The sequence below is a fragment of the Hydrogenophaga sp. genome (assembly GCF_018780385.1).
In the GTDB taxonomy this organism is placed as follows: domain Bacteria; phylum Pseudomonadota; class Gammaproteobacteria; order Burkholderiales; family Burkholderiaceae_C; genus Hydrogenophaga.
Map to the genome: position 1 here is coordinate 34,782 of NZ_JADMJO010000083.1, position 10,780 is coordinate 45,561.

Sequence of the window (10,780 nt, forward strand, 5' to 3'; positions counted from 1 at the left end):
CATGAATGCTCTGGATGGTATCCGCATACTCGATTTGTCCCGCGTGCTCGCGGGCCCCTGGTGCACGCAGACGCTGGCCGATCTGGGCGCCGATGTGGTCAAGGTCGAACGCCCACCCGGCCACAACCACCCCGGGGGTGACGACACGCGCGGCTGGGGCCCACCTTTCCTGCGGGGGCGCGACGGTGCCGACACCGCTGAGGCCGCCTACTACCTCGGCGCCAATCGCAACAAGCGCTCCATCACCTGCGACATCGCCACGCCAGCGGGCCAGTCGCTGATCCGCGAACTCGCCGCCAAAGCCGACGTGTTCGTGGAGAACTACAAGGTTGGCGACATGGCGCGCTACGGCCTGGATTTCGACAGCCTGCGCGCCCTCAACCCCCGACTGGTGTACTGCTCCATCACCGGCTTCGGCCAGACCGGCGCCTACAAGGAGCGCGCGGGTTACGACTTCGCCATCCAGGCCATGGGTGGCCTCATGAGCGTGACCGGCGAACGCGACGACCTGCCCGGCGGTGGCCCGCAAAAAGTGGGTGTGGCCGTGGCCGATCTGTTCACCGGGCTGTACGCCACGGTGGCAATCCAGGCCGCGCTGCGCCACGCCGAGCGCACTGGCGAGGGGCAGCACATCGACATGGCCCTGCTCGACACACAGGTGGCCATGCTGGCCAACCTCGGCGCCAACTACCTGGTGCGCGGCCGCGAGGACGGCAAGGTGCCGGGCCGCGCAGGCAATGCCCACGCCAACATCGTGCCCTACCAGGTGTTCGAGGTCGCCCCCGATGCGCAAGGTCAGGCGCAACACATCATCCTGGCGGTGGGCAACGACGGCCAGTTCGCCAAGTTCTGCGCCGTGGCGGGCCAACCCGAGCTGGCCACCGACCCGCGTTTTGCTCAGAACCAGAACCGGGTGCGCCACCGCGCCGTGTTGGTACCGCTGCTGGAAACCATCCTCAAGACCCGGAGCAAGGCCGACTGGCTCGCCGCGCTGGAAGCCGCCAAGGTGCCCTGCGGCCCGATCAACAGCCTGGCCGAGGTGTTTGCCGATGAGCACGTGCTCTCGCGCGGCATGGTGCAGCGCTGGTCGCACCCGCTGGCCGACGAGGTGGATCTGGTTGCCAGCCCGCTCAAGCTCAGCGCCACCCCCGTGCGCAACGACCTGCCCCCGCCGTTGCTGGGCCAGCACACGGCCGAGGTGCTGGGCGACTGGCTGGGCAGCACGCCCGAACGGCTGGCCGAATTGCAGCGCAGTGGCGCGGTCTGAATCGCCGCGGCGAATACCTGAATGCCTGTCTGATCAAGCCGCGCCCGAAGCTCAAGAAAACTTGAGCTTCGGGCGTCAGCCTGCGCTCACTTCAACGCGCCGAACACCTTCTTGAGGATCGCGCTGCCCGTGCCCACCGGGTCCTGACGGATCTTGCGTTCTTCCTCGCCGATGATGGTGTAGAGCCCATCCAGCGACTTGCCAGTCACGTACTTCTGGATGTTGGCGTCTTCGGCCTTGACCAGCCCGATCCCCGCCGCCTTGCCCGCCACCTTGTTGTACTGGTTGGCCAGGCCCACTTTTTCGGTGGCTTTGGTGACGATCGGCAGGAATTTTTCACCCAGAGGCGAGCGGGTTTTTTCAGCAAAGAACTGGGTCACCGAGTTGTCGCCACCGCCCAGGATGTTCTTGGCATCCGAGACGCTCATGGACTTGACCGCATTCACCAGCAGATCGCGCCCCATCGGCACGGCCGCCTCGGCCGCGCGGTTCATGCTGGTGACGAGTTCGTCCACGCGCTTGCCCTGTCCGGTCAGTTTCAGCAACTTGGACGCGTCTTCCAGAAAACCGGGCAAAGGAATCCGAACTTTCGGGTTGCCGAGGAATCCATCGGTCTTGCCCAGCAGCGCCACGGCCGCCAGAGCACCTTTTTCCAGAGCCACCTTGATGCCCTTGGTGGCGTCGCCTTCGGTGAGATCGCCCAACGACAAGGCCCGCGCCTGCTGGTGGGCAGCCAGGATGAGGATGCCGATGGCGGCGGTGGACTGGGTAAACTGGCGGCGCTGCATGCGGTGTCTCCTGGGATGCTGGTGAACAAATGGCGTGGGGCAATGTAGCCCCCGGGAAATGAAAACACAATGACCGAACTTGACCGACCTGGCCTCTTGCGCCGTCGCAGCCTGGCCACCGCCGCTGCGCTGGGTGCCGCTGCCGTGCTGGGCCTCTCGGGCTGCGCGGGCGGGGAAACCGCCCCCAACTCGACCTTCGTGCTGCTCGACGGTTCCAAAGCCACCACCGCCGACCTCAAGGGCAAGGTGACCCTGGTGAATTTCTGGGCCACCACCTGCGTCTCCTGCGTGAAGGAAATGCCGCAGATCGTGGCCACCTGGCACAAGTACCAAGCCCAGGGATTCGACACCGTGGCCGTGGCCATGGAGTACGACCCACCCAACTGGGTGCTCAATTTCGCGCAAAGCCGCAAGCTGCCCTTCAAGGTGGCCCTCGACAACACCGGTGAGGTCGCGCAGCAATGGGGCGACGTCAAGCTCACCCCCACCACCTACCTGGTGGACAAGCAGGGCCGCATCGTCAAGCGTTTCGTGGGTGAGCCCGACTTCGCGGCCTTGCACCAGCTCATCGAGAAACTCCTGGCCCAGACCTGAGCGAACAGGCTCCAAACAACAGAAAGCCGGGACCTGCGTCCCGGCTTTCTGCATTCCGGCTTACACCGGGCGGGTGCGTCAGTCTTTGCGGTAAGCGTCGTGGCAGGCTTTGCAGGTTTGTCCCACGGCGCCAAAGGCCGTTTTCACCGCGTCCAGGTTGCCCGTCTTGGCGGCAGCGGTCAGCTTGGTGGCTTCGGCCTGCAGCTTGTCGGCGCCTTCCTTGAACTTCACCTGCTCGGTCCAGATGGCGGGGAGCGCGCGCATGTCACCCTTGTCCGTGCCCGGGGCAAACCCTTCCCACGGCAGCTTGCTCATCGCCTCGACAATGGCCGCGCTGTCGACCGCCACCTTGGGGTCAAACGGCACGCGGCCGTTGGCCATGGCACCCACGCGTCCGAAATGGCTGGCCATCACGGTGAAGGCGGCCTTGCGGTACTTGACAGCATCCTCAGGCTTCTGGAACTGGGCGAATGCCGGGGCAGACAGGCTGGTGATTGCAACGGCCATGGCCAACGGGGCGAGAAATTTCATGAGCATTCCTGTACGTGGTTGAATAATTGATACAAAAAGTAGCGAAATTGCTACCAGCGCGTGAGTAGCCGGCCCGGCGTTAAGTTCCGTTGGAACTGTTCCAACCTCTGCGGCTCCACCCTTCTTTGAACTCCTTTCACGTCTACCATGCAAACCATTCGCGTCTGGGACCTGCCCACCCGCCTGTTCCACTGGCTGCTCGCCAGCGCCGTCGTCGGCCTGGTGATCACCGCCAACATCGGCGGCAACTGGATGAGTTGGCACTTGCGCCTGGGCTACGCAGTCCTGGCACTGCTGCTGTTCCGAGTGGTCTGGGGCTTCGTGGGCGGACATTGGTCGCGCTTCGGCAACTTCGTGTTTGCACCATCGACCGTCGTTGCCTACTTGCGGGGAGAGGCCAAGCCGGAGCACCGCGTAGGCCACACGCCTTTGGGTGCCTTGTCGGTGTTTGCCCTGTTGTTCATCCTTCTGGCCCAAGTGGCCACCGGCCTCATGAGCGACGACGAAATCGCCTTCTTCGGCCCGCTCGTGCGCTTCGTTTCGGGCGACACGGTCGCCCTGGCCACGAGCTACCACAAGAACGTGGGCAAGTTCATCGTCATTTCCCTCGTGGTGCTGCACGTGCTGGCCATCGTCTTTTACAAATGGGTGAAGAAGGACAGCCTCGTGCGTCCCATGGTGAAGGGTGACAAGCACATCGCAGCGAACCTCGCTGTGCCGCACACGCGCGATTCGGCGGCTTCGCGAATGCTCGCGTTGTTGGTGCTGGCAGTGTGCGGCGGGGCGGTGGCTTGGCTGGTGCAGGTGGGCAGCGCGTTCTGACACGCAGGCCTCTCCAACGGAGCTGTCGTATAGTGGTCGACCCAGTATCCGCCCGGCTCCGAAGGAGCCCTCTCGCCCAGCATGAAACCCACCGAGACAGCCGACGTCAGCCTGCGGCTGGCCCAGTTCCCCGCCGATCTGGACACTGTGCGGGCGCTGTTCAAGGACTACCAGGCCGACCTCGGCATCGACCTGTGTTTCCAGGGCTTCGATGCCGAACTGGCCAGCCTGCCGGGTGAGTACGCGCTGCCGGCCGGCTCCATCCTTGTCGCCAGCGTGGGCGGTGAGCCTGCCGGTTGTTGCGCCTTCCGCCCCTTGACCAACACCGACCATCTCGATGCATGCGAAATGAAGCGCCTGTTCGTGCGCCGCGCGTTCCGGGGTTTCGGTCTTGGTCGCCTGTTGGTGGAGCGCGTCATGAGCGACGCGCAGCTCGCTGGCTACACCACCATGCTGCTGGACACGCTCAGCGACATGGAGACCGCGCGCGCCCTCTATCAGGAATCGGGCTTTGTCGAGGTGGCGCCCTACTATCACAATCCCATTCCAGGCGCCCACTACCTCAAGGTCGATCTCTGAATCGGCACCCCGTGCAGGCGCCATGAAAAATGCCGCCGGTGTTGCCGCCGGCGGCTTTTTACTGCCTCAATCCCGCGATCAGACGCCGGCTTTGGCCTGGGCCAGCAGCGTGGCGGCATCGCTCACCTCGAACTTGCCCGGACCTTCAACGTTCAGTGCCTTGACGACACCGTCCTTGATCAGCATCGAGTAGCGGTTGCTTCGCAGACCCATGCCGCGGCCGGTCAGATCCAGCGTCAGGCCCGTGGCCTTGGCAAAGTCGGCACTGCCGTCGGCCAACATGCGCACCTTGTCGCCGGTCTTCTGGTCACGCGCCCAGGCGCCCATCACGAAGGCGTCGTTCACGCTCAGGCACCAGATCTCGTCCACGCCGGCGGCCTTGAAGTCGGCCGCGTGCTCGACAAAACCGGGGACGTGCTTGGCCGAGCAAGTCGGCGTGAAAGCGCCCGGCAAAGCGAACACGGCAATCGTCTTGCCCGAAGAGGCCTTGTGCGCGTCCACGGCGTTGGGGCCGATGCTGCAACCGTTGCCTTCAACTTCGCTGTACTCCATCAACGTCGCCGCCGGGATCTTGTCGCCAACCTGAATCATGCTGTGCTCCTCGTGGTTTTGGGCCTGTGGGCCGTGGTGTGAGGGCTCCAAAAAATCGAGCCCGGAAAAAGAAAAAGCGACCGGCATTGTCGGTCGCTTTTCAGTTCGGCGCTGCAAGCAGCGTGAATCGCGCTTAAACCAGCTCGGCCTTTTGGACCAAACGGGTGGCGACCCAGTTTTTCGTTTTCGACAGCGGACGGCTCTCGGTGATCTCGATCGTGTCGCCGGTCTTGTACTCGCCCTTTTCGTCATGGGCGTGGTACTTGCTCGACTTGGCAACGATCTTGTCGTAGAGCTCGTGCTTCACACGGCGCTCAACCAGAACCGTCACGGTCTTGGTGCGCTTGTCACTGACGACCTTGCCAATCAAGGTGCGCTTGAGGGATGTTTTAGCTTCCGTCATGGTCGCTCCTTATTTGGCCGAAGCCGCGGTGCGCTGCTTCTCGGCAAGAATGGTCTTGGCACGAGCGATGGCGCGGCGGGTGTCGCCCAGCACGGCGTTGTTGTTGAGTTGTTGCGTGGCTTTTTGCATGCGCAGACCGAAATGGGCCTTTTGCAGCGATTTCACTTCGGTTTCGAGGCCGGCCACATCCTTTTGGCGCAGTTCAGCAGTTTTCATCTTGTGTTCTCCTGAATCACTGACCCAACAAGCGCGTCACGAACGTGGTGCGCAGGGGAAGTTTGGCGGCGGCCAGCTGGAACGCCTCACGGGCCAGCTGTTCCGGCACGCCGACGATCTCGTACAGCACCTTGCCGGGCTGGATCTCGGCCACGTAGTACTCCACGGAACCCTTGCCGTTGCCCATGCGGACTTCAGCAGGTTTCTGGGAGATCGGCTTGTCCGGGAACACGCGGATCCAGATGCGGCCGCCACGTTTGACGTGACGGGAAATCGCGCGACGCGCGGCTTCAATCTGGCGTGCCGTCAGGCGACCGCGGTCGGTGGACTTCAGACCGAAGTCACCGAACGCGACGGTGGCGCCGCTGGTGGCGACACCGGTATTGCGGCCTTTTTGTTCCTTGCGGAATTTGCGGCGAGCAGGTTGCAACATGGTTATTCTCCTTTGCCGTCCGCAGCTGCAGATGCGGGCGCGGCGTCTTTGCGAACGCGCTTAACGGCGGGTTTGGTTTCGGTACCGGTCGTGGCTTCGGCAGGCTTGTCGCTGCCATCGGCCGGAGCAGCGTTCGCACCTGGGCGACGAACCGCAGCGCGGGCAGGAGGACCTGCAGGACGCTCACGGCGCGGACCACGTGGGCGACGCTCTTCTTCAACACGGGGCTCGGCGGCCACGGGCGCATCGTTGCGACCCAGGGTGTCGCCCTTGTAGACCCAGACCTTGACACCAATGATGCCGTAGGTGGTCTTGGCTTCGGACGTGCCGTAGTCGATATCAGCGCGCAGGGTGTGAAGTGGCACGCGACCTTCGCGGTACCACTCGCAACGGGCGATTTCAATGCCGTTCAAGCGACCCGACGACATGATCTTGATGCCCTGTGCACCCAGGCGCATCGCGTTCTGCATGGCGCGTTTCATGGCGCGGCGGAACATGATGCGTTTTTCGAGCTGCTGCGTGATGCTGTCGGCGATCAGCTTGGCATCGATTTCGGGCTTGCGCACTTCTTCGATGTTGACCGCAACCGGCACGCCCAACTTGGCGGCCAGTTCTTTCTTCAGCTTCTCGATGTCTTCGCCTTTCTTGCCGATCACCACGCCCGGACGTGCCGAGTAAATGGTGATGCGGGCGTTCTTGGCGGGACGCTCGATCACGACGCGCGAGACGGCGGCGTTCTTCAGCTTGCCCTTGAGGTACTCACGCACCTTGATGTCTTCGGCCAGCATGCCGGCGAAGTCACGGTTGCTCGCGTACCAGCGGCTGGCCCAGTTGCGCGAAACTGCGAGGCGGAACCCGGTGGGGTTGATTTTCTGTCCCATATTCCTGTGACCTCTTCAGTTGCCAACCGTCACGTAGATGTGACACGTGGGTTTGCTGATGCGGTTGCCGCGGCCTTTGGCGCGGGCCGAGAAGCGCTTGAGCGTGGTGCCTTGCTCGACGTAGATGGTCGTGACCTTCAGTTCGTCGATATCGGCGCCGTCGTTGTGTTCAGCATTGGCGATGGCGGACTCAAGAGCCTTCTTGACGATGCCAGCGGCCTTCTTCTGCGTGAACGCCAGGATGTTGAGAGCCTGGTCGACCTTTTTGCCACGAATCAGGTCGGCAACCAGTCGGCCTTTGTCGACCGAGAGGCGAACGCCTCGAACGATTGAACGGGTTTCCATGGTTGTTCCTTACTTCTTCGCTTTTTTGTCGGCCGGATGGCCTTTGAACGTCCGCGTCAGCGAAAACTCGCCGAGCTTGTGTCCAACCATCTGATCGGTGATGTACACGGGCACGTGCTGCTTGCCGTTGTGCACAGCAATGGTCAAGCCGATGAAATCGGGCAGGATCATCGAGCGACGCGACCAGGTCTTGACGGGCTTTTTGTCCTTGGTGGACACGGCCTTCTCCACTTTGGCCATCAGGTGATGGTCAACGAAGGGGCCTTTTTTGAGTGAGCGAGTCATGTTGTCAACCCTTTACTTCTTGCGACGCGAGACGATCATCGACTGCGTGCGGCGGTTGTTGCGGGTGCGGTAACCCTTGGTCAGGTTGCCCCACGGATCCACCGGAGCGCGGCCTTCGCCGGTCTTGCCTTCACCACCACCGTGCGGGTGGTCGATCGGGTTCATCGCGGTACCGCGAACGGTCGGACGGATGCCCATGTGACGCTTGACACCGGCCTTGCCCAACTGGCGCAGGCTGTGTTCCTGGTTGGACACTTCGCCGATGGTGGCGCGGCAATCCACGTGGACCTTGCGGACCTCGCCGGAGCGCATGCGGACCTGGGCGTAGATGCCTTCGCGAGCCAACAACACAGCCGAGGCGCCGGCGGAACGGGCGATTTGCGCACCCTTGCCGACCTGCAGCTCGATGCAATGGATGGTCGAACCGACCGGGATGTTGCGGATCGGCAGGGTATTGCCCACGCGGATCGGCGACTCCGAGCCGGACAGCAGCGTTGCGCCCACTTCAACGCCACGCGGGGCGATGATGTAGCGGCGCTCGCCGTCGGCGTAGCACACCAGCGCAATGTGCGCCGTGCGGTTCGGGTCGTACTCGATGCGCTCGACCTTGGCCGGAATGCCATCCTTGTTGCGACGGAAGTCGACAACGCGGTAGTGATGCTTGTGACCACCGCCCTTGTGGCGGGTGGTGATGTGGCCGTTGTTGTTGCGACCAGCCTTCTGGAACTGAGGTTCCAGCAGGGGCGCATAGCCCTCACCCTTGTGCAGGTGGTCACGCGTCACCTTCACCATGCCGCGACGGCCTGGTGAGGTGGGTTTCATCTTGATGACTGCCATGATTAAACGCCCTCCCCGCCGAAGTTCAGCTCTTGACCCGGCATGAGGGTCACATACGCCTTGCGAACGTGGTCGCGACGACCCACCGTTTTGCCGAAGCGTTTGGCCTTGCCTTTTTGGTTGAGCACGGACACGCCCTTGACCTGGACCTTGAACATCAGTTCAACAGCGGCCTTGATCTCGGGCTTGGAAGCATCGCGCAACACCTTGAACATCACGGCGTTGGTCTGCTCGGCGACCTGGGTGGCCTTCTCGGACACGATCGGTGCCACGAGGACCTGCATCAGGCGGCCTTCGTCGTATTTTGTGACGCTCATGCGAACATCTCCTTGAGCTGGTCAATCGCCGCCTTGGTGACGATGACCTTCTTGTAATGCACCAGCGACAGCGGATCGGCGTAACGCGGCTCGACCACCAGCACGTTGGGCAGGTTGCGCGAGGCGAGGTACAGGTTCTCGTCGACTTCTTCGGCGATCACCAGAACCGATTGCAGGTTCATGGCCTTGAACTTGTCGGCCAGCTGCTTGGTCTTGGGCGAGTCCACCTTCATGGAGTCGACCACGGCCAGACGGCCTTCACGCACCAGCTGCGAGAAGATGGACGCCATGCCGGCGCGGTACATCTTCTTGTTGATCTTCTGGGTGAAGTTCTCGTCCGGGCTGTTCGGGAAAATCCGACCACCGCCACGCCACAGGGGCGAAGACGTCATACCGGCGCGGGCGCGGCCCGTGCCTTTTTGCTTGAACGGCTTCTTGGTCGAGTGCTTGACCATCTGACGGTCTTTTTGTGCACGCGTGCCTTGACGGGCGTTCGCCTGGTAAGCCACCACGAGTTGGTGGATCAGGGCTTCGTTGTAATCGCGACCAAACACGGTCTCAGGCACGTCCACGTTGGACGATGACTGACCCTGGTCGTTCAGGAGTTCAACTTGCATCAGTTTGCTCCCTTGGATTTGGCCTTGATGGCAGGACGCACGGTCAGGAAACCGCCGTTCGAGCCGGGCACAGCGCCACGGATCATGAGCAGTTGACGGGCTTCGTCCACGCGCACGATGTCGAGGTTCTGAATGGTCTTGGTGTCATCGCCCATGTGACCGGTCATCTTCTTGCCCGGAAACACGCGACCCGGATCCTGGGCCATGGAGATGGAACCTGGCACGTTGTGCGAACGGCTGTTGCCGTGCGACGCGCGCTGGGATTTGAAGTTGTGGCGCTTGATGGTGCCGGCGAAGCCTTTACCGATCGAGGTACCTTGCACGTCCACCTTCTGGCCCACCGCGAAGATCGCGTTGGGGGCCACCACGGCACCGGGCTGGTACTGGGCAGCGACGTCGGAGGCGACGCGGAATTCCTGGATGATTTCACCCGCTTCGACACCGGCCTTGGCCAGGTGGCCCGCTTCGGGCTTGGTCACGCGGGAAGCACGGCGGGCACCAAAGGTGACCTGCAGCGCATCGTAGCCATCATGGGCCAGGGTTTTGACCTGTGTCACACGGTTGTTCGACACATCGACCACCGTGACAGGAACTGCGTCCCCGTCATCGGTGAACAGACGCATCATGCCCACCTTGCGACCCAACAACCCGAGGGAGTTGCTAAGACTCATTGTTTTCTCCGTTCCCGACTTCAATTGGCCGGGGCTGATGGTGCATCGACTCTCCCCGAAGGGCGCCGACACGTTTTAAAAATACGACCTGCATAATTGACAGGCCGCATCGGCAAAGCCGAACTCCCCGGACCAAAATCCAGGAAAGCCTGCGAGTATAACCAGCAGGCCTTGTTTGTGCAAGCCAACCGACGCGCAAAGCGCCGATTGGCTTCGCAACTGCTTTACTGCAGCTTGATTTCGACGTCCACGCCAGCCGGCAGGTCGAGCTTCATCAGGGCGTCAACCGTCTTGTCGGTTGGGTCCACGATGTCCATCAAACGCTGGTGCGTGCGGATTTCGAGCTGGTCGCGGCTCGTCTTGTTGACGTGTGGCGAGCGCAGGATGTCGAAACGCTTCATGCGGGTCGGCAGGGGCACGGGGCCCTTGACGATCGCGCCCGTGCGCTTGGCGGTGTCAACGATCTCGGCAGCCGAGCTGTCGATCAGTTTGTAGTCAAACGCTTTCAGGCGAATGCGGATTTTCTGCTTGGTAGACATGTCCGCTCCTTAAGCAATGATCTTGGCAACGACGCCGGCGCCAACGGTACGGCCGCCTTCGCGG

18 protein-coding genes are annotated in these 10,780 nt (G+C 62.5%); 4 read left to right on the plus strand and 14 right to left on the minus strand.

The window, feature by feature from the left end; genetic code table 11:
* The first annotated feature begins 1 nt into the window (after position 1).
* Positions 2-1,267 carry a CaiB/BaiF CoA-transferase family protein gene (locus IV113_RS20490; protein WP_291088822.1) on the plus strand — a complete coding sequence of 422 codons (1,266 nt, stop codon included), beginning with the start codon at positions 2-4 and terminating at the stop codon, positions 1,265-1,267.
* Positions 1,268-1,353: 86 nt separating this feature from the next.
* Here IV113_RS20490 and IV113_RS20495 read toward each other — a convergent pair whose 3' ends face one another.
* Positions 1,354-2,055: a DUF4197 domain-containing protein gene (locus tag IV113_RS20495; RefSeq protein WP_291088823.1), complete on the minus strand. Its 702-nt coding sequence runs from the start codon at positions 2,053-2,055 to the stop codon at positions 1,354-1,356.
* A 69-nt stretch (positions 2,056-2,124) separates the two neighbouring features.
* Here IV113_RS20495 and IV113_RS20500 point away from each other — a divergent pair, with 69 nt between their 5' ends.
* The gene (locus IV113_RS20500; RefSeq protein WP_291088825.1) at positions 2,125-2,649 is read left to right on the plus strand and encodes a TlpA disulfide reductase family protein; all 525 of its coding nucleotides are present in this window, start codon (positions 2,125-2,127) and stop codon (positions 2,647-2,649) included.
* Positions 2,650-2,727: 78 nt separating this feature from the next.
* On the opposite strand, the gene IV113_RS20505 is transcribed toward IV113_RS20500, so the two are convergent.
* Positions 2,728-3,180, minus strand: coding sequence for a cytochrome c (locus tag IV113_RS20505; protein ID WP_291088827.1), 453 nt, complete (start codon positions 3,178-3,180; stop codon positions 2,728-2,730).
* Positions 3,181-3,327: 147 nt separating this feature from the next.
* On the opposite strand from IV113_RS20505, the gene IV113_RS20510 reads away from it, so the two are divergent.
* A complete protein-coding gene (locus IV113_RS20510) occupies positions 3,328-4,002 on the plus strand; it encodes a cytochrome b/b6 domain-containing protein (protein WP_291088829.1) in 675 nt (224 codons plus the stop codon).
* An 81-nt stretch (positions 4,003-4,083) separates the two neighbouring features.
* Positions 4,084-4,581: a GNAT family N-acetyltransferase gene (locus tag IV113_RS20515; protein WP_291088831.1), complete on the plus strand. Its 498-nt coding sequence runs from the start codon at positions 4,084-4,086 to the stop codon at positions 4,579-4,581.
* Between the two features lie 78 nt (positions 4,582-4,659).
* Here the strand turns inward: IV113_RS20515 and IV113_RS20520 are convergent, their stop codons facing one another.
* The 12 genes from IV113_RS20520 to rpsJ all read right to left on the minus strand — a co-directional run bounded on the left by IV113_RS20520 (position 4,660) and on the right by rpsJ (position 10,716).
* Positions 4,660-5,172, minus strand: a complete 513-nt coding sequence (locus IV113_RS20520) for a peroxiredoxin (RefSeq protein ID WP_291088833.1) — start codon at positions 5,170-5,172, stop codon at positions 4,660-4,662.
* A gap of 133 nt (positions 5,173-5,305) precedes the next feature.
* Positions 5,306-5,575 (minus strand): 30S ribosomal protein S17, encoded by a 270-nt coding sequence (gene rpsQ, locus IV113_RS20525; protein ID WP_056266767.1) that lies wholly within the window; start codon positions 5,573-5,575, stop codon positions 5,306-5,308.
* A gap of 9 nt (positions 5,576-5,584) precedes the next feature.
* Positions 5,585-5,791: a 50S ribosomal protein L29 gene (gene rpmC, locus IV113_RS20530; protein ID WP_291088836.1), complete on the minus strand. Its 207-nt coding sequence runs from the start codon at positions 5,789-5,791 to the stop codon at positions 5,585-5,587.
* Positions 5,792-5,807: 16 nt separating this feature from the next.
* Positions 5,808-6,224: a 50S ribosomal protein L16 gene (gene rplP / locus IV113_RS20535; RefSeq protein ID WP_056266773.1), complete on the minus strand. Its 417-nt coding sequence runs from the start codon at positions 6,222-6,224 to the stop codon at positions 5,808-5,810.
* 2 nt (positions 6,225-6,226) lie between these two features.
* Positions 6,227-7,105, minus strand: a complete 879-nt coding sequence (gene rpsC / locus IV113_RS20540) for a 30S ribosomal protein S3 (protein ID WP_159608379.1) — start codon at positions 7,103-7,105, stop codon at positions 6,227-6,229.
* Positions 7,106-7,120: 15 nt separating this feature from the next.
* Positions 7,121-7,450, minus strand: coding sequence for a 50S ribosomal protein L22 (gene rplV, locus IV113_RS20545; protein ID WP_056266781.1), 330 nt, complete (start codon positions 7,448-7,450; stop codon positions 7,121-7,123).
* A gap of 9 nt (positions 7,451-7,459) precedes the next feature.
* A complete protein-coding gene (rpsS, locus tag IV113_RS20550; protein WP_056266785.1) occupies positions 7,460-7,735 on the minus strand; it encodes a 30S ribosomal protein S19 in 276 nt (91 codons plus the stop codon).
* A 12-nt stretch (positions 7,736-7,747) separates the two neighbouring features.
* Complete coding sequence (rplB, locus tag IV113_RS20555; RefSeq protein WP_056266790.1) at positions 7,748-8,572, minus strand: 50S ribosomal protein L2; 825 nt, start codon at positions 8,570-8,572, stop codon at positions 7,748-7,750.
* A gap of 2 nt (positions 8,573-8,574) precedes the next feature.
* The gene (rplW, locus tag IV113_RS20560; RefSeq protein ID WP_056266794.1) at positions 8,575-8,889 is read right to left on the minus strand and encodes a 50S ribosomal protein L23; all 315 of its coding nucleotides are present in this window, start codon (positions 8,887-8,889) and stop codon (positions 8,575-8,577) included.
* Entirely contained in the window at positions 8,886-9,506 is a 621-nt protein-coding gene (gene rplD / locus IV113_RS20565) for a 50S ribosomal protein L4 (protein ID WP_056266799.1), read from the minus strand. Before rplD ends, rplW begins: the two co-directional genes overlap by 4 nt.
* Positions 9,506-10,177, minus strand: coding sequence for a 50S ribosomal protein L3 (gene rplC, locus IV113_RS20570; protein ID WP_056266802.1), 672 nt, complete (start codon positions 10,175-10,177; stop codon positions 9,506-9,508). The genes rplD and rplC overlap by 1 nt, the downstream gene beginning before the upstream one ends.
* A 224-nt stretch (positions 10,178-10,401) precedes the next feature.
* Entirely contained in the window at positions 10,402-10,716 is a 315-nt protein-coding gene (gene rpsJ, locus IV113_RS20575) for a 30S ribosomal protein S10 (protein WP_056266806.1), read from the minus strand.
* Between the last annotated feature and the right edge of the window lie 64 nt (positions 10,717-10,780).